Below are 17374 nucleotides of genomic sequence, written 5' to 3' on the forward strand. Positions count from 1 at the left end.
TCATGTGGCGCGGCACCACACGCATGCGTCCGCTTCGAACAGGCTCGTCTTTTCTTGGGCTTGGGACGCGTAAAAACCGGGTCATAATATATCCCATTTCAAAAATGGACGCCGACGGTCTGGCGGCAACTAACTGGATCGCTGAGGTTGCCGTTGACCCTGCGCATGGCTGGGAAAAAAGTGGCTGGTTTCGCCCTGTTGAAATAAATAGTTTTGTGCATCATTTCAGCTCGTTCAAGTTTGACTGGCTTGATGTGCCTGCCATGATACAAAATGCTGACGCTGCCTATGAAAATCCGATGATTGATCGTGACCCGCTGAAATGCTGGATTGACAATCGTGTGGCCTTGATAGGCGATGCGGCGCATCCGATGTATCCAACCGGATCGAATGGTGCCAGTCAGGCGATTATCGACACCCGCATATTTGCCAAAATGCTGTTGCAATATGGCATCACAACTGACGCCCTAAAAGCCTATGACGAAACGCTATGCGCGCCCATTGCAAAAGTGGTGCTTCGTAATCGTAATGATGGGCCATTTGGCCTGCTGACTCTTGTCGAGGAACGCTGTGGCGGAATTTTTGATGATATAGATGATGTCATGTCAGAGGCCGAGCGCACAGCATTCATGGCACAGTATAAAGCCGCCGCAGGTTTCGCCATGGAAACGGTGAATAAAGCCGCGCCGATGATTGAAAAAGGCGCTCGGCTAATGCCCGCCTGAACAAATGAATGAATTAATCAATCTTAACTATAAAATCTGGAAAAGGCTGATCACCACTTGTGATTTATGACGCGCCCCGGTGCCGATAAATAAAGCCCGATTGACCCAGTCATAGCGGCTGTCACCAGTTTCAAGCCGCGCATGCGTGCGCATATAATACTGATCTTGCGGCACATCTTCGCCACGCGCAACAGCCGCCATCACCTCTACTGGCCCATGACGAAAACCAAAGTTAAGAATTTCAATAACCGCGCCATCATCGGTTTCTAATGCGTAACGCGTATCAAGCTGAGCCAGCCCATCGGGGAAAACGGTTTGCCAGTCAGCGCCAACATTCAAAACCCGTCCGGTTAACCCTTGTCCCGACACTGTGCCACCAATTATGGGGATGATACGGCGCCTGCCGCCACGCCCGTCACCCAGTTCCTTGACCGTACCAAGTTCAACTTTGATATCACATACATGCTCAAGCTTCGGGGCGTATAATTCCATATTACGATCTTTCAGACGTGATTGAATGATCTTTATCATTCCGATCTTTTAAGGTTTCGTCAATGCGTCGCAAACCAGGCATAGCTTTTATACCATCGACCAAAAGGACAGCACCTACTGAATCACACCCGAAGCTGGCCTAAGCCCATTCACAAACGATCACGTTCGGGCGGCCTCAAACGCTGACCAGGCTTTTTCAAAAGCGTCATAATCAAAGCCATCCGCCCGTGCTGGTTCCAGCACCAGCTTTTCCGTCGCCAGCAATGTTGTGATGGCATCATGCAGTTGATCAATCACATCTTCGGGGATCACCAACGCCCCATGCCGGTCGGCATGAACCAGATCACCATCCTTTACCGTCAGTCCAAATATAGTTACCGGCGTGCCTATTTCGGTGACATGCACAAAGGCATGCGAAGGGCCAATCGATCCGGCAATAACTGGAAAGCCTGCGGGTAAATCGCCAAGGTCACGCATAACTCCATTTGTCAACGCGCCATGCACGCCAAAGCCTTTATGAACAGTGGTGTTAATCTCGCCCCAAAAGGCACCCACGCAATGTGGAAAATCTATATCTTCAATCACGGCAACCGATGGACGCACGCCATCTGACATATGCTTATAATAGGCCATACGCCGTGCTTTGACCTCATCGACAGGATCATCCGAAGCGTGCTGGGCTGAAATTTTCGCTGTGCGGGCATAACCGACAATGGCGGCGGCCTGTGGGTCAGATGCCTGCATGGTGCCACGGGTAAAGGCACTAAACCCACGTTTGCCTTGCGCCACTTCAATGGCGTTACAAACCGTTGGTGTATCGACCTGTTGTAATAATGTTAAAAGTGCCTGATCCATTAGTCCTCCAGCCAGCGCCATAGCGCTGTATTTACGTTATCGGCTTGTTCCAATGTTGGCAGATGTCCGGCACCGTCAACAATCTCAAATCGTGACCCTGTGATCAATTCATGCATCAGCTGATGCCGTTCGATTGGGCACAAAGTGTCTTTCGCACCGCACATCACCAATGTTGGCACAGTGATCTGTTTTAATGTCTGTTGCTGATCCTGACGATCGCGCAAGGCCATAGACTGATTAACAAACGCTTCGACGCCAAGGTCAATAGCCATATCCATACATAAATCAAGAATCTGGGCACGATGCGGGCCATCAGCCAGATAATTTGGTTTCATCTCATGCTTCATAATCTCATATAAAGCCCCGGCCTTGGCTTTTGCGATTTGTGGTGCCCGCTTCGTTTTCATGGCTTCGGCTTCGGCAAGCGGGTTGGTATCAAGCAGAGCCAGCCTTGTCACCCGTTCGGGGGCTAGGCGCATTATCTCCATCGCCACAATGCCACCCATCGACAGTCCTGCTAGGGCAAAATTCTGCGGCGCATGTGCAAGCACTGACGCGGCCATATCACTAATACTATCATGCTGTGTCAGATCGGCCACACTGACCGCGCATGATGATGACAGCGCCTCGATCTGCGGCGTGAACAGACGCGCATCACACATCATGCCTGGCAATAGAACCACTGGTTGTTGCACTGCAATAGACATCCGCGTTTTAAAGCCTTGCAGATGCCAGTGCCGCGCCTTCGGACAGGGTTTTAAGCTTGGCATAGGCAATATCCGGATCTACCGCGCCGAAACCGGCGAAGGTGCCAAACCCACAATCTGACCCAGCAATCACCCGATCAGCACCAACAATATCAGTGAATTTTTCAATACGCTGCGCTACTAATTCTGGATGCTCGACAAAATTAGTCGTCGTATCCACAACACCTGGCACCAGCACTTTATCGTCGGGTATTTCGGCCTTGCGGTCACGAAATACAGTCCATTCATGCGCATGACGCGGGTTCGACGTTTCAAACAGAACATAGCGCGCCCGCGTTGACATCAATGTTGGAAACACCTTTTCCATATCTATATCACAAACATGCGGACCTTCATAATTACCCCAGCAGATATGCACCCGCACATGCGCTGGATCAATATCACGTAAGGCATGATTCAACGCCTCGACATGCAAATTGGCCACTGCCACAAACTCATCGTCCGACAAATCAGCAAACAGCATATGACGCGACAATGCCAGATCCGGGCAATCGAGTTGCAGATCAATACCTGCATTTACGATCGTTTCATATTCGGCCTTCATCGCATCAGCAAGGGCAGCCAGATAGGCTTCACGGGTTTTATAATGCTGATTTTGCAAAAATAGAGAAATCACCCCAGGCGATGCGGCATTCATGAAAGCTCGCTTTGCACCATGCGCCTGCATACCGGCTTTCAAATTGGCAATATCGCTTTCAAGTTCACCTTGGCCTTTGGATTTCACCTCGCCCGTGCACATAGGGCGCGCATATTGCGGGGTGCCGCCATCATCTGCCAGACGCTTGAGAAAGCCCGGAAATAATTTCAGATCCCCTGGCGGGTTACGATCACTATCGCCTGAAAAGCCTGTATATCGATCCTTGACATAGGTAGCATAGGAAATCTTTGAGGTCTCACCATCCGATACAATATCAATGCCCGCTTCGACCTGTTTACGCACGGTTTCTCCACAGGCAGACGCCATACAAGCGTCAAACGCCGCCGCATCATAGGGCTGTTCATTCTCGCGGGCAAAAATGAAATCAACCACCTCTTGGGTGCGCGGTAGTGATCCCACATGGCTTGTTTGAATTTTGCTCATTCTACACTCCCTTTTGAAAGGCTGTTGCTCACGCTGTTATTAATGTGGGCGGTTATCGCTAAAGAAATTCATTGTGGGTCCGGCTTCGTCATCGGTATCGCATACTCTGAACAGACTGGCCTCACCACTCATCGCCACCTTTAGACTTCGCTCAATCCTGGGCGGTATGGCAAATACATCCCCAGGAGCCAGCACCGTTTGTCCGCCTGCCCAGGTAACCTGCCAATGGCCACGCATGACCATCAAAATCTCATGTCGATCGGTGCTATAGGCTGTATTGTCAACCGAGCCTGCCGATAGGAATTCAAGCGTGAAACCTGGCTGATCAACCAGCATTCCATCCTGTCCGATGACGGTCACAGGCTGGCAATCGGCAAGTGCCATCATATCCAGATAACGAGCCACAAAGCGCGGTACAAACATCGCTGTCGTTACCTTTGGGAACAGTGCCATATCATCTTCATCAAGCACCCGCATGGGCTCTATACCAGCAGGCAAATCCTCGCCCTTATTGCTGTCATAAAGCACGCCATTCTCACCCAGAACCAGCCCATGATCCTTGGCATCCTCGATCACCTGTGGCGCCCATATCACGCCACCACCAGCGTCATCACCACCCAGAACCGCCATGATCATGCCATAGTCGGTGCCAATATTTTCAAACCCACGGAAAATACCCGTTGGGATATTGATAACATCACCTTCGGTAAGCGTAACCTCGCCATCAGTGCCATCATTGCCCCAGAAAAACCGCCAGCGTCCAGACAGCACAAAAAACACCTCGGCAGTGCGATGTGTATGTAGCGAGTTACGGCATTTCGGCGGTTGCCCTGCCGCCCCTATATTGAAACCTGGGGTTTCCTTGATATGCACATGCTGATCTGCGGCTTCGGATACGCCACCGCCGATGATGGTAAAATTTTCTTTCCTGTCAGAACCTGGCGTATGGGCATCGATAAAGGCAGTGCGACATGGCACAAGATCGCCATAGCGCACGATGCGCTTTTCCATTTCATCAACTGTCATCACATGACCTCCCCACCTAATCTCTAATCTCTAATCATCACCCATATGTATGAGAATCTGTTTCCAAACAGATGTTTCATCAAGCAGAACATACTCACGGCGAAGACCCCATGGCCCGAACTCGGCATGACACGCACCCATGACATAAACCTCTGCGCCTGTTGGTGCGCCAAAGCTGCCCCAGCCATCATGTTTTCCATGTAAACCCCAGCGGATCGCTGCACGTGGCGGCATATGTGGGTCACTTCGGCCAATCTGATGCTCGATCGTAAATATGGCCTTTGGAAAGCTGGATCGTAGCCCCATCCAGAACTGATCGGCCGCATCATGACTATGGCCCGTGACCCCGCCAGGCAATTCCAGATGACAAGCGCGGTCATATTCTGCCGGAATCACAGCCATATCACCAGCCATCATGCGCTCCAGAATATCGGCATATTTTTGCCCCCATTCATTGTTATTACCCCGGCCTTTATAAGGGCCCGGCACGTCAATCGCCGGCGTAAACGGCTTCACACAATGGGCGGCACCACCTTCACGCGCAATCAGATCAGCCGCATAATCTTTTGGGTTCCAGCCAAGCTGACGTACAACAGCGCCCTGATCGCGGATCAACCATTCATCATTGATCTGGTCATTGATCGCATGGCAATCGGCAATCACACGATAGCCAAGCTTGGTGCCCGTAGCTTTGCCATAGACGCCATCGGCGCTATGCGTTGCGGTTGAAAAAATCCGATGCGAAGACAGCATCCCGTCTTCTGGCGACCCCGACCAGATCACATCCTCGCCAAGCAATCTACGATCCGGAAATTCAGCCAATGTCGCCATTGTTGCCGCAATCACATCCTTATTGCCAATCACCACCGAGCCTGGAGACCTAACCGGAATATCCGGCGTATAATAATGCTCAAGCGTGGCGATGCCGCGCTGTTCCCAGATTTCCTGCGTTATACCGATAATATAATCGGGAAAATCCTTCCAACGACTATTAAACCCCTGCATCTTCCCATCCTTCTTGTATTTTGGCCGAACCCCGAACGATCAACGATCCATCGAGTTCAACATTACGTAATTGGCTATGCCCCTGCTCGATCCGCGCCATCAGTATGGCGATTGTCTCGCTGACCATTTTATTGACCGGTTGCCGCACCGTTGTCAGATCATAACTTGTCCAGCTGGCAAGCTGCACATCATCATAGCCGACAACCGACACATCATCCGGCACCGAAAGCCCCAGTTCAAAGCGCAGCACATCCATGACGGCAAAGGCCATATGATCAGTGGCGACAAAGACAGCGTCGGGTATCACCGACTGGCTGAACATGTCACGGGCGGCAATCCGCGCTTCTTCCAGCATGAAATTTCCGCATCCCCGTGCAAACAGACTTTGCCCGGCATCTTGCAGACCCATAACAAAGCCAGCTTCACGATCATGTTGCGTCGATGCCCCGTCCCAGCCTGCTATATAGCCGATACGCTGATGCCCACCGGCAATCAAAAAGCGAGCCAATTTTTGACCACCTGACATATTATCCGATGTTACAGAACTAAAGCTCAGATCGTTTTGACGGCGATTGAACAGCACCACCGGAATGCCAGCTTCGTCACAACGCTTGGCCAGACTAGACGACATGGCAACCGACGCCATAATCACGCCATCAACTTGATAATCCAGAATTTCTTCTAGCACCTGATCGATATTGCCTGCTGTCTTAGAGGCCATAAAAACCAGCACATGATAGCCTTGTTCTTGTAAGCTCATGGACAGCCGTTCCAGTGCTTCTGGATAAAACTGATTATCAAGATAGGCGACAACAAGGCCAATGATACGTGATTGGCCGGTAATCAGAGACCGCGCCAGCACATTCGGCCGATAACCAAGCGCATCAGCCGACCGTTTGACCTTATCCGCCATTTTCATTGATACTGACGCACCTGGAGTAAACACGCGGCTCACGGCCGATTGGCTTACCCCAGCATGGCGGGCAACGTCCAAAGATGTGGCGTTATCACGTGCCATCAGTCAGCTGTCCACCCCCCATCAACAAGCAATGATGTTCCGGTGACCAAACCAGCCGCGTCACTTGCCAGAAATTGCACCGCGCCCATCACATCTTCGATTTCGCCCACCCGACCTAGTTTAATTTTATCTTCAATCCATTTCACCCGACTTGGCCGGCTAAAGGTTTGCTCGGTCAATGGCGTACGGATAAAGGTGGGGCTGATTGTGTTGATCCGGATTTTGAAAGCCGCCAATTCGATAGCCATCGATTTGGTAAAACCTTCAACGGCGAATTTCGACGCACAATAGACACTGCGATCAACCCCGCCAACAAAGGCCATCTGGCTGGAAATTGTGATGATTGAACCGGTGATTCTGGCCTCGATCATGCCTTTGGCAACTTCCCGCGCTAAAAAGAACGCGCCACGCAGATTAACATTCATCACCGCATCAAAATCCTCAATCGAGGTTTCAGTCGCTGGCGCATGGCGTGCCAAACCAGCACTATTCACCAATATGTCAAAAGGTGCCAGCGCATCCAGAACAGTCTTTGTGACATCGCAATCAACAATATCGTTACTGATAATTTCTATTGGCCATCCTTGTTTGGCAAAGGCGTCGGCCAGTTCCTCAAGCGCTGCCTGTTTGCGCGCCATCACCGTTACATGCGCCCCTGCTTCGGCCAGCGCCACTGCACAACCCAGCCCAATCCCTGATGATCCGCCTGTCACAAGCGCACGGCGGCCGTCAAGTCGGAAAGATGGGGTTCTTGGCAGGTCGATCATTCGGCAGCCTCTCCATAAGGTACATTCTGCCCTCCATAGCGGCGCACTCTGATATTGGCTTGTTCAGCATGGCCGACAAACCCTTCGAGCATACAAAGACGTGAACAATAGGCACCCACGGCAACCGCGGCTTCATCTGTCGTCACTTTCTGATAGGAATGTGTTTTCAGATATTTACCAACCCACAGCCCACCTGTATAGCGACCGGCCTTTTTGGTGGGCAGCGTATGGTTGGTGCCAATCACCTTGTCCCCATTGGCAACATTCGTCCGCGGCCCAAGGAACAGCGCGCCATAGCATGTCATATTCTCAAGGAACCAGTCATCGCGGTCGGTCATTACCTGCACATGTTCCGACGCAATATCATCGGCCACCTCAAGCATCTCATCATAGCTATCACAGACAATGACTTCGCCATAATCACGCCAACTTACCGACGCTGTATCGGCGGTGGGCAGTATCTCCAGAATACGGTCAATTTCCGCCAGCGTTTCGCGCGCCAGCTTCTCCGAATTGGTCAACAACACGGCTGGTGAATTATAGCCATGCTCGGCCTGACCTAAAAGATCGGTAGCGCATAATTCAGCATCTACAGTATCATCGGCAATCACCATCGTTTCGGTCGGTCCGGCAAATAAATCAATGCCGACACGGCCAAATAACTGCCGCTTAGCTTCGGCCACAAAGGCATTACCTGGGCCGACCAGCATATGCACAGGGTCAATCGTTTCGGTGCCAATGGCCATCGCCCCAACCGCCTGAATACCACCCAGCACATAAATTTCATGCGCACCGCCCATATGCATGGCCGCAATCACTGCGGGATTGGGCTTACCTTCAAAAGGCGGCGTCATCGCAACAATACGTGGCACCCCGGCAACTGATGCTGTCAGAACCGACATATGCGCCGAAGCCACCATTGGAAATTTACCGGCTGGAACGTAACAGCCGACTGATTGTACGGGAATGTTTTTATGCCCCAGAATAACACCAGGCATGGTTTCGACTTCAACATCCTGCATCGACGCGCGTTGAATTTCGGCAAAAGCACGCACTTGTGCCTGTGCAAATTTGATATCTTCCATATCGCGCGGCGGAACGTCGTCAATTAGCGCTTGAATCTCTTCGGCACTCAGCCGAAAACTTGGCGGCGTAAAGTTATCAAATTTTTCGGCTAGATCACGCACTGCCGCATCACCACGCACTTCAATATCTGCCAGACTGCGCTCAACAACGTCACGCACCTTGGCGTCATCTTCTGACCGTTCGGTTTGTGGTTTGCCCGATTTTAGATAGGTGATTGCCATGATCTACTCCTTACTCGCGCCGGAAGCTTTCGCTGGCCGCGGTGGCGTCGCCTCGCCGCGGTCATAGATTTCCCAGCCTTTACCATTAAAAACATCAACACCCAGCTGTGCCATCACATGCGGAAAATCGACCATCACCCAATTATCAGCAATTTTGCCATCTGCCACTTTCCAGAAATCCATATACCGGATTTCAACGCGTTTGCCGGTGGCGGCAATACCCATGAAATCGCCTGAATGCACCGCTTCCTGACGCCCGAACGCAGCTGCCCATTCCCCCATGAATAGCCGTGCTTCATCAATACATACCTTGTCGGAAAAGGCTGCTTGAAATGGGCGTTGCCAATTATCCTGAAAGGCCTGCAGACCCATTTTAGTGCCGCAGCCCTGATTACCCATCCACCGAAAGCTTTCGGCAAAAAAAACACCTATATCATCGATACGATGATCATTCAGACCATCAACCATACCTTCGATCACCCGCCGTGTGTCATCAGTCTTCGCCATATCGGTATCACGGGTTAGCATCGCTTGTTCTGGTCTGGCATTTGTCGACATAAACTGTTTTTCCCTATTTCTGAATACGTGTGCCGGTCGTGACATCAAACAGGTGACAGATCGATGCCGGCACTGAAATTGTCACAGGATCACCAATTGCGCTGCGGACATCCTTATGCGCCTTGACCGAAACCATCGCGCCACCAGCCTTTACCGTCAGCATCGTTGCATCACCCAGCAATTCGGCTGAATAGACAGGTGCCTTGATGGCACCGGTTTTACCAAGACTGGCATCTTCAGCGCGAAAGCCAAGACGCACAGGGCCATCTGCACCTTTCAGGCCTTTGACTGTGATATTCTCGCCGTTAAAGACCCCACCTTTCAAATGACCTGTCAGCAAATTCATCGCCGGATTGCCAATGAAACTGGCCACAAAGTCATTCGCGGGCATGTCATAAATTTCGGTTGGCGTGCCAATCTGCTGGACAATTCCTTGATTCATAACCACCACACGGTCAGCCAGCGTCATCGCTTCAATCTGGTCATGCGTTACATACACCGTTGTCACCTTTAACTGATGATGCAGATGTTTGATCTGCGCACGGGTGGATACCCGCAGCTTTGCATCCAGATTGGACAAAGGTTCATCCATCAGAAATACATTCGGTTCGCGCACAATAGCCCGTGCCAAGGCCACACGCTGGCGCTGGCCACCTGATAATTCTGACGGCTTGCGATGCAGAAATGCGGTCAATTCGACCATCTGTGCGGCGCGCATAACCCTTTCGTCATGCTCAGCCCGATCGACTTTGCGCACATGCAGGGGAAAGCGGATATTTTCATAGACATTCATATGCGGATACAGGCCATATGACTGGAACACCATGGCAATATCACGATCCTTTGGCTCAAGATGATTAACCACCTTGCCATCGATACTGATATCGCCTTCTGTAATCTCCTCAAGTCCGGCGATCATCCGCATGGTTGTTGTCTTGCCACAGCCAGACGGGCCCAACAGCACCAGAAACTCTTCGTCCTGAATCTGCAGATCAAAACTGTCCACGGCAACAAAGTCACCCCAGCGTTTAGTCAGATTGTTCAGCGTAATACTCGCCATCCTTATCTCCCTATCCCTTGACCGCACCAGCCGTCAGGCCACTTACAATCTGGCGCTGAAAAAACATCACCAGAATAAATAAAGGTGCTGTAGCAGACACAACGGCCGATACCGCATACATGACATTGCCTTCTTCTTGCGCCGACCCAAGGAAGCTGGCGATTTTGGGCACCATCGTCTGGTTTTCCTGCGACAGTAACAGGCCGGTCAGGGCAAAATCATTATAAGCAAGCAGGAAGCTGAACAGCCCGGTTGTGATAACGCCTGGCCACATAACCGGAATGATCACATAGCGAAACGCCTGAAACCGCGTGCACCCATCGACCATCGCGCTTTCATCCAGATCCTTTGGGATGTTCTGGAAAAAGGAATGCAGCATCCATAATGTGAACGGTTGATTGATAGCCACCATGACCACAATCGTCGTGCCCAGATACCCGTAAAGATTAAGCTGGAAAAACGGCAGAAGATAACCCGACACAAGCGTGATATGCGGCATGGCACGAAATATCAGCGCAATAATCAACACCCAGAACGCATAGCGGTAGCCTGATCGCGACAAGGCATAGCCACCAAGCGTGCCAAGGGTCAATGAAATAGCCACAACCGAAAAGGTCATAATCATCGTATTCACCGATGACCGCCAGAATTCTTCCTCTATCCAGGCACCTTCATAGCCATTGCCGGTGAAATAGCTGCCTGTTTCAGCCATCGTGAACACACCATATAGCGCGTTCTGCCAATCCAGCTTTGAAAAAAAGTCTGCTTGAACTTTAAAGCTGCCCCAAAGCGTCCACAGAAACGGCACCGCCGCAATAGCCAGCCATATCAATAAAAAGGCCATAGCCGCGATTGACAGAAATGACAGCGGCTTGCGTGAAGCGACAATACTCATGCGCGCGCTCCATGTGTCCGCCATGTACGGATCAGAACCGGCGTCAACAGAATACAGACGCCAATAATTGTCAAAAGTGACGTTGCCGCCGCCGACCCAAACAGAATATTACCGTCGGTTCCGCGCAGGTCATTATAGATAATCCACGATAATGATGTCGCGCTGGCTTCGGCACTGAAACTGATAATCGGCTCAAAGACGCGGAAATTATCCATCAACTGCATTAATGAAATAAACACCACCAGCGGCAACAGATGCGGGACAATAACATAGCGTACCTGCTCCCAGCGATTGGCACCGTCAACCATGGCGCTTTCCAGCGTATCTTGCGGCACGGTTTGCAAACCCGCATAGAAAACGATGAATGAAAAAGGTGCCGAGTGCCAGACGCCATAAACGATCAAAGTGACCCATGTCAGCGTGGGTGATGCTTTGAGTGATAAATCGGGATTATCGAAAATAAGCTGCAAAGTCCCACCGATCACGCCATCAGCGTCAATCATCCAGAACAGAATAAGCGACCCAATCAATGGGGTGACAATCATCGGCAGTAAAGATACGAAAATGGTTGGACCTTTAAAAAAAGATGGCAAGCGGTTTACCGCCAATGCCACAAAAAACCCCAAAATAATAACAAAAGGCGTAACCACGAATGTATAGGTCAGCGTAAAGCTAAGCGCTTTGTAAAAGGGCAGGTTCAAAACCTTGGAGATGAATTCACCAAGATCAGCTCGGTTATCCCACGCTTGTGAAATTTCAGCCGACGCCAGATGATTACGGTTCAAATAGGTGCCAAAGCCGTTGAACTGGCCAAGTGGCTGTGCTTCACGCAATGCTGCGGTTGCTTGCGGATCAATCTTTTGAACCGTTGTGCATCCAAAGGGACCACAATTTTCCACCTCAACAAAAACCTGCTCATGCGCAACGTATAACGACTGCACGGCAACTGATACGATCGGCAAGGCAATAAACAGAAGCATTGCAAGTGCAGACGGCCAGATAAAGCTCATAAATGTACGATGTGGCATGGTTCAAATCTTTAATAAATAGAGGCTGGAGAGAGACCGGCTCTCTCCAGTCAATAAGCTTCCTAGAGGAAACCCTTTTCTTTGGCTGCCGCACGATACGCAGCTTCAATATCGGCAAGTGCTTGTTCTGCACTTTCTTTGCCTTGTAGGAAGTCAGCAAGCTCGCTACCTGCCGCGCCATGTAATGCGCCCATATAAGGCAACATCGGATAAGGTAATGCCGCGCCTTTGGCTGTTGCGATCACACCAACACCTGCCGCTCGTGCCGGAACGCCGTCCATCAGCCAGTTAGCCTTATCAACATTGGCTTTTGCCATCTCAGGTGAAATACCCACCATGATCGCCTTGAATGTGGCTTCGGCATCAGCATCCGAGATATTTCTGGCAATCGCGAAACCGTCCCACCATAAAGTCGATGCTGGTGTTGATCCACCAGCAACAGTCGGGGCACTGGCAAATTTTGTGTTATTTTCGATGTCAGCAGTAGAGCCCTCACCGTCGGTCACGGCACCTGCGCGTGAACCCCACAGATTTGTCATGGCAACATTGCCAGCTTCCCATGACGCCTGCACAGCGTTTGAGTCATGCGTCAGAAAGTCAGGATTCATATATTCGCTAAGTGCCTTCATCATATTCAATGTGGCAACACCTTTGGCGTTATTGATCGCTGGCTCGGCAGACCCCGGCTTAAAGAATGACCCGCCATGACCAAGATACATATTGACGAATTCTTCACCCAGATTCCAGCCAGCCTTGTATGTGCCAGCAATAGGATAATCCATTAAACCTTTGCTTTTGATGGCCTTGGCCGCGGCCAGAACATCATCATAACTTGCAGGCACACCAACACCTGCCGCATCAAGAATATCCTGACGATAGAACAGATGCTGAGCATTCGCCATGAAGGCAATCGCCATCACATTGCCATCAACGGTGATCAATTGTGACTTGGCAATGCCCTGACCATATTTTGCAACATAGTCATTCAACGGACGCACAAGATCATCATTCATCAGCGAGACAAGCGTGCTGTTGGTCGCATGAGACGTGGTATATTCAGCTGGGTTAGCTGTCATAGCCGCAACGATCAAATCTTTATAATCCTTATTCAGATTCACGGTCACTGACGCGCCATCACCATCACATTTCATGGCTGCTGCAGATACGGCCTGTGAGGCAGGAAAATCATTTGCAATAATCCGCACTGAACCAGACGTGATTCCACAACCAGCAAAGGCCGAAGATGATCCGGCGATTACAACAGCGCCAGTCAATGCCATTTTCAGTGCAATTTTCGACAACATGTTCATAAACTTTCTCCCTAAAATCTTATTTTGATCAAACTACGGCTAAATGCCGTATAAAGCCTAAGCACGAAATACCACCTAAGCAGAACTCTTCATAAACTTTGAATACGTATGCAAGAAATGTAAAGTATAAAGTCGTCCGAGTGATTATTTATAAAATGACTATCTATTTTACACCATCCGCCGGAAAAAGATCAGCTCAGGATGGCTTAGTCTCAAAGAATCGGCGGTTTGGTCCATAGGGGTTTGCCGAGGTCATCGCCCGCATCCGCGCCAGCACATCAACACCAAGCTGGCTATATACATGCAACAGATCGACAAGTACCCAGTTTTCCCTGATCAGCCCCTTTTCACAACGCCAGAAATCAAGGCTTCGCATTGTGATTTTCTGGTTTGCTGGCACGATCCCAAGGAAACCATCACCACTCATCGTCATCGCCATGCCTGGCCAGGCGGTAACAGCAACATAGTCATGATCGCCGAAAAAATAGCGTTTCCCGGGGCCTGACCCACGATCGGGCATCCCTGCCAAAAACGGCATTTGATGCCAGTTGCGAAAGCCGGAAACACCCCGGCCTGTGCCTATACCTGCTGGCCCATACCAACTGAAATGCGGATGCCAGTATCGTTCCAGCTCCATCGCCGCCGCTCCTTCTTCGGCAAATTTGCCCAACCCTGTTAGCATATCCAGAACCAGCTGAATGCTGGCATCGGCAGTGTCGCGATGCCATGGCGGCAAAAACAGCCCATCGGCCGTAGCGGGCGCGGGTACCAGCCATTCACGCCCCATACTTGGGCTCATTGGCCAGACCCCAGCCTGCATCATCACTTCGGGGATATCCCACAGCGCCTGCATCTCGACCACTTTGCCATTTTCAAAGCGATAAAATTCGTGGAATCGCATGCTGGTCTGATGACCAGTTGGCGGGATATCCAGAAAAGGCGCCATAAAGGTGCCGGTGTAATAGCCACAGCACCCTACCCAGTCGCTGCTGCTGCCGTCATCTTCTCTCGCCGCGCCCGCCATCACCAGATAATCGCGCCGCTCGAGATCCGGAAAAGCCTGATAAAGCGGCATCAAGGCTTGCTCCATCAACCCGTCTGGTCCGGCTAGCGTTTCAAAGGGGTGCGCCAGATGCACAACCGCATCTGGGGCAAACAATGCGGCAATCTCGGCGCGCACACCCGCCGGTGTAAAGTCATACATGGCTTGGCGCAAAGGGGTGATATGTTCTTTGTGAAGAGCATGTTGTGATGTCATGTAAACCCCCTTTGCCAGCGACGCCCATAATGTGAAGCCAGCTTACTGATGATCAAACCTGCCCAAACCTAGACAGCAATCAAAAACTTTGGCAAGAGTTTTTGCATACCTATTCAAAATAGGTCATGGTAAAGTTATGACTGCTAAACTATCAAGCCAACACCCCAGCCACGCCGGATCTGATATGACCCAGAATGATGACAAGATGAATGATGACACGATGAATGATGACACCATTATTGCAGCCAAAAAAACCGCGCATGGGCTTTTGCATAGTCTGGCGCAGGGTGCTGATATCAAAGATGCCTATCATGCTGATGCGCATTTATGGGCAAGTCACCCTTTTAACAAACTTCAGGGGCATGATGCCATTAAAGATGTTTGGAGCCAGTTGCGCACTGCACTTCCCGATATGGAACGACGTGACAGCATTTTTACCGGCGGCTTTAGCAAGCCTGACGCGCGCATGGATGATGCCCTCACAGGGCGCGTGCTGATCGCGACGATGGGGCATTATCAAGGCACCTTTACGCATGATTTATGCGGCATTCCAGCGACCAATGGCGTGGTGACGATCCGCAGTTGCGAGGTGCATCATATTGTTGATGACAAGATCGCCCATTCCTACATGATGATTGATCTGCTTGATCTGATGCGCCAGGCGCATGTCTGGCCGATAGCGCCATCATTGGGTGCCGAAGGTGCATGGCAACCGCCCTTTGGCGGTGCTGGCATCCGCCTTGATCAACAGGATTCCGCCGCTGGCGCGCGTGCCTTTAACACCGTCATAGAGATGCATAACGCTTTGCTCACATTTGACGGCAAGTCCCTCGACAGCATGCAGCATGGCGCTTATTGGGGCGAGGCATTCCTGTGGTATGGCCCGGCTGGCATTGGCACGACGCGCGGCATGGACGGTTTCCGCGCCCATCATCAGATACCCTTTCTGACAGGCTTTCCCGATCGCCGTGGCGCTGGACATTATATCCGTATCGGCGATGGTAATTTCGTCGTCACTGGCGGCTGGCCATCGGTAACGGGCACGCATGTAGGCGAATGGCTGGGCTTGCCAGCAACTGGGACACATGTCGAAATGCGGGTGATGGATTTTTATCATCTTGTCGATGGCAAGATCATCGAAAACTGGGTGCCAATCGACATTCTATATATTCTCTATCAGATGGGCTTTGATGTATTTGCCCGGCTTCGACATCTGCGCGGCGACCCCAAACGCGACCTTTAGCGTTTACGTCAGCACCTAGCAGGTCACCTTTATTCTTTGACCTTTCTATCGGCAATCAGGCTAGTTCAGGACGCCGAAGCCATCGCAACGGCAATATTGGCGGCCAGACGGGCATTGTGTAGCACCAGCGCGATATTCGTTTTCAATGAATCTCCCCCTGTCAAAGCGACCATATGCTGAAGCAGAAAGGGCGTTAAACCCTTGCCACTGATCGCCTGTTCATCGGCCGCGGCCAGCGCCGCCTCAATCGCGGCTTTGATATCGGCCTCGGCAATCGCATCCTCTTCTGGCACCGGATTCATAATCACCGCGCCGCCAGCCAACCCGAATGACCATTTCGCTGTCAGGATGTCGGCAATCTCGGCAGGCGTTTCAGCCCGGCTGGTCAGCTTCAGCCCCGATGTGCGTGACCAGAAGGCGGGCAGTTCATCGGTCTGATAGCCAATCACCGGAACCCCTTGCGTTTCCAGATATTCCAGCGTTAGCGGCAGATCAAGGATCGCCTTTGGCCCCGCACAGATCACCGCAACATCGCTTTTGGCCAGTTCCTGCAAATCGGCCGAAATATCAAAATTCTGTTGAGCACCGCGGTGCACACCACCAATACCGCCGGTGGCAAACACCCTGATACCTGCTTTTTGCGCCAGAATCATCGTCGCAGCCACAGTCGTGGCACCATGTCCCTTTTGTGCCAGAATCTGCGGCAGATCACGACGGCTCAGCTTCCAGACATCACCATCGGGGGCGGCCAGCCGTTCCAGATCATCTGCATCCAGACCAATCTTGACACGCCCATCAAGCACAGCAATCGTTGCTGGCACCGCACCTGCCGCGCGCACCGCCGCTTCCAGCCGTTTGGCTGTGTCCAGATTTTCTGGCCAGGGTAATCCATGCGAAATGATGGTCGATTCCAGCGCGACAATGGCCTTGTTATCAGCCCGCGCATCGGCAACTTCGTCAGTATAGTCAATCATCTTCG

18 protein-coding genes are annotated in these 17374 nt (G+C 51.3%); 2 read left to right on the top strand and 16 right to left on the bottom strand.

Annotation, left to right across the window (positions count from 1 at the left end):
• Positions 1–725, top strand: a 725-nt coding sequence (locus ACTF7Q_RS04050) for an FAD-dependent monooxygenase (protein WP_438996572.1), incomplete at its 5' end; no start/stop codon positions are given.
• Between the two features lie 27 nt (positions 726–752).
• Here the strand turns inward: ACTF7Q_RS04050 and ACTF7Q_RS04055 are convergent.
• From ACTF7Q_RS04055 to ACTF7Q_RS04125, 15 genes are all read right to left on the bottom strand, one after another.
• Positions 753–1256 (bottom strand): DUF3237 domain-containing protein, encoded by a 504-nt coding sequence (locus tag ACTF7Q_RS04055; RefSeq protein ID WP_438996573.1) that lies wholly within the window; start codon positions 1254–1256, stop codon positions 753–755.
• Between the two features lie 120 nt (positions 1257–1376).
• Positions 1377–2072, bottom strand: coding sequence for an RraA family protein (locus tag ACTF7Q_RS04060; protein WP_438996574.1), 696 nt, complete (start codon positions 2070–2072; stop codon positions 1377–1379).
• Entirely contained in the window at positions 2072–2779 is a 708-nt protein-coding gene (locus ACTF7Q_RS04065) for an alpha/beta fold hydrolase (RefSeq protein ID WP_438996575.1), read from the bottom strand. Before ACTF7Q_RS04065 ends, ACTF7Q_RS04060 begins: the two co-directional genes overlap by 1 nt.
• 7 nt (positions 2780–2786) lie before the next feature.
• The gene (locus tag ACTF7Q_RS04070; protein WP_438996576.1) at positions 2787–3920 is read right to left on the bottom strand and encodes a cobalamin-independent methionine synthase II family protein; all 1134 of its coding nucleotides are present in this window, start codon (positions 3918–3920) and stop codon (positions 2787–2789) included.
• A gap of 39 nt (positions 3921–3959) precedes the next feature.
• Positions 3960–4946, bottom strand: coding sequence for a cupin domain-containing protein (locus tag ACTF7Q_RS04075; RefSeq protein WP_438996577.1), 987 nt, complete (start codon positions 4944–4946; stop codon positions 3960–3962).
• 30 nt (positions 4947–4976) lie between these two features.
• Positions 4977–5951: an ester cyclase gene (locus ACTF7Q_RS04080; RefSeq protein ID WP_438996578.1), complete on the bottom strand. Its 975-nt coding sequence runs from the start codon at positions 5949–5951 to the stop codon at positions 4977–4979.
• A complete protein-coding gene (locus ACTF7Q_RS04085) occupies positions 5938–6969 on the bottom strand; it encodes a LacI family DNA-binding transcriptional regulator (RefSeq protein ID WP_438996579.1) in 1032 nt (343 codons plus the stop codon). Before ACTF7Q_RS04085 ends, ACTF7Q_RS04080 begins: the two co-directional genes overlap by 14 nt.
• Positions 6969–7736, bottom strand: coding sequence for an SDR family NAD(P)-dependent oxidoreductase (locus ACTF7Q_RS04090; protein WP_438996580.1), 768 nt, complete (start codon positions 7734–7736; stop codon positions 6969–6971). Before ACTF7Q_RS04090 ends, ACTF7Q_RS04085 begins: the two co-directional genes overlap by 1 nt.
• The gene (gene hisD / locus ACTF7Q_RS04095; RefSeq protein WP_438996581.1) at positions 7733–9043 is read right to left on the bottom strand and encodes a histidinol dehydrogenase; all 1311 of its coding nucleotides are present in this window, start codon (positions 9041–9043) and stop codon (positions 7733–7735) included. Before hisD ends, ACTF7Q_RS04090 begins: the two co-directional genes overlap by 4 nt.
• A gap of 3 nt (positions 9044–9046) precedes the next feature.
• Positions 9047–9601 carry an ester cyclase gene (locus tag ACTF7Q_RS04100; protein WP_438996582.1) on the bottom strand — a complete coding sequence of 185 codons (555 nt, stop codon included), beginning with the start codon at positions 9599–9601 and terminating at the stop codon, positions 9047–9049.
• 13 nt (positions 9602–9614) lie between these two features.
• Positions 9615–10661: an ABC transporter ATP-binding protein gene (locus ACTF7Q_RS04105; protein ID WP_438996583.1), complete on the bottom strand. Its 1047-nt coding sequence runs from the start codon at positions 10659–10661 to the stop codon at positions 9615–9617.
• A 10-nt stretch (positions 10662–10671) separates the two neighbouring features.
• On the bottom strand, positions 10672–11556 hold the full coding sequence (locus ACTF7Q_RS04110) for a carbohydrate ABC transporter permease (protein WP_438996584.1): 885 nt from the start codon (positions 11554–11556) through the stop codon (positions 10672–10674).
• A complete protein-coding gene (locus ACTF7Q_RS04115; RefSeq protein WP_438996585.1) occupies positions 11553–12584 on the bottom strand; it encodes a carbohydrate ABC transporter permease in 1032 nt (343 codons plus the stop codon). The genes ACTF7Q_RS04110 and ACTF7Q_RS04115 overlap by 4 nt, the downstream gene beginning before the upstream one ends.
• A gap of 62 nt (positions 12585–12646) precedes the next feature.
• Positions 12647–13888 (bottom strand): ABC transporter substrate-binding protein, encoded by a 1242-nt coding sequence (locus tag ACTF7Q_RS04120; protein ID WP_438996604.1) that lies wholly within the window; start codon positions 13886–13888, stop codon positions 12647–12649.
• A gap of 202 nt (positions 13889–14090) precedes the next feature.
• Positions 14091–15152: an ester cyclase gene (locus ACTF7Q_RS04125; protein WP_438996586.1), complete on the bottom strand. Its 1062-nt coding sequence runs from the start codon at positions 15150–15152 to the stop codon at positions 14091–14093.
• Positions 15153–15336: 184 nt separating this feature from the next.
• Between ACTF7Q_RS04125 and ACTF7Q_RS04130 the strand changes: the two genes are divergently transcribed.
• Positions 15337–16395 carry an ester cyclase gene (locus ACTF7Q_RS04130; protein WP_438996587.1) on the top strand — a complete coding sequence of 353 codons (1059 nt, stop codon included), beginning with the start codon at positions 15337–15339 and terminating at the stop codon, positions 16393–16395.
• A gap of 65 nt (positions 16396–16460) precedes the next feature.
• Here the strand turns inward: ACTF7Q_RS04130 and ACTF7Q_RS04135 are convergent, their stop codons facing one another.
• Entirely contained in the window at positions 16461–17369 is a 909-nt protein-coding gene (locus ACTF7Q_RS04135) for a pseudouridine-5'-phosphate glycosidase (RefSeq protein ID WP_438996588.1), read from the bottom strand.
• Between the last annotated feature and the right edge of the window lie 5 nt (positions 17370–17374).

The sequence above is a fragment of the Puniceispirillum sp. (SeqCode) genome (assembly GCF_965657105.1).
Classification (GTDB): Bacteria; Pseudomonadota; Alphaproteobacteria; order Puniceispirillales; family Puniceispirillaceae; genus Puniceispirillum.

Bases quoted from the DNA above. Each gene is read 5' to 3' on its own strand.
- ACTF7Q_RS04055 (WP_438996573.1), bottom strand. From the start codon at position 1,256: ATGATAAAGATCATTCAATCACGTCTGAAAGATCGTAATATGGAATTA.
- ACTF7Q_RS04060 (WP_438996574.1), bottom strand. From the start codon at position 2,072: ATGGATCAGGCACTTTTAACATTATTACAACAGGTCGATACACCAACG.
- ACTF7Q_RS04065 (WP_438996575.1), bottom strand. From the start codon at position 2,779: ATGTCTATTGCAGTGCAACAACCAGTGGTTCTATTGCCAGGCATGATG.
- ACTF7Q_RS04070 (WP_438996576.1), bottom strand. From the start codon at position 3,920: ATGAGCAAAATTCAAACAAGCCATGTGGGATCACTACCGCGCACCCAA.
- ACTF7Q_RS04075 (WP_438996577.1), bottom strand. From the start codon at position 4,946: ATGACAGTTGATGAAATGGAAAAGCGCATCGTGCGCTATGGCGATCTT.
- ACTF7Q_RS04080 (WP_438996578.1), bottom strand. From the start codon at position 5,951: ATGCAGGGGTTTAATAGTCGTTGGAAGGATTTTCCCGATTATATTATC.
- ACTF7Q_RS04085 (WP_438996579.1), bottom strand. From the start codon at position 6,969: ATGGCACGTGATAACGCCACATCTTTGGACGTTGCCCGCCATGCTGGG.
- ACTF7Q_RS04090 (WP_438996580.1), bottom strand. From the start codon at position 7,736: ATGATCGACCTGCCAAGAACCCCATCTTTCCGACTTGACGGCCGCCGT.
- hisD (WP_438996581.1), bottom strand. From the start codon at position 9,043: ATGGCAATCACCTATCTAAAATCGGGCAAACCACAAACCGAACGGTCA.
- ACTF7Q_RS04100 (WP_438996582.1), bottom strand. From the start codon at position 9,601: ATGTCGACAAATGCCAGACCAGAACAAGCGATGCTAACCCGTGATACC.
- ACTF7Q_RS04105 (WP_438996583.1), bottom strand. From the start codon at position 10,661: ATGGCGAGTATTACGCTGAACAATCTGACTAAACGCTGGGGTGACTTT.
- ACTF7Q_RS04110 (WP_438996584.1), bottom strand. From the start codon at position 11,556: ATGAGTATTGTCGCTTCACGCAAGCCGCTGTCATTTCTGTCAATCGCG.
- ACTF7Q_RS04115 (WP_438996585.1), bottom strand. From the start codon at position 12,584: ATGCCACATCGTACATTTATGAGCTTTATCTGGCCGTCTGCACTTGCA.
- ACTF7Q_RS04120 (WP_438996604.1), bottom strand. From the start codon at position 13,888: ATGTTGTCGAAAATTGCACTGAAAATGGCATTGACTGGCGCTGTTGTA.
- ACTF7Q_RS04125 (WP_438996586.1), bottom strand. From the start codon at position 15,152: ATGACATCACAACATGCTCTTCACAAAGAACATATCACCCCTTTGCGC.
- ACTF7Q_RS04130 (WP_438996587.1), top strand. From the start codon at position 15,337: ATGACCCAGAATGATGACAAGATGAATGATGACACGATGAATGATGAC.
- ACTF7Q_RS04135 (WP_438996588.1), bottom strand. From the start codon at position 17,369: ATGATTGACTATACTGACGAAGTTGCCGATGCGCGGGCTGATAACAAG.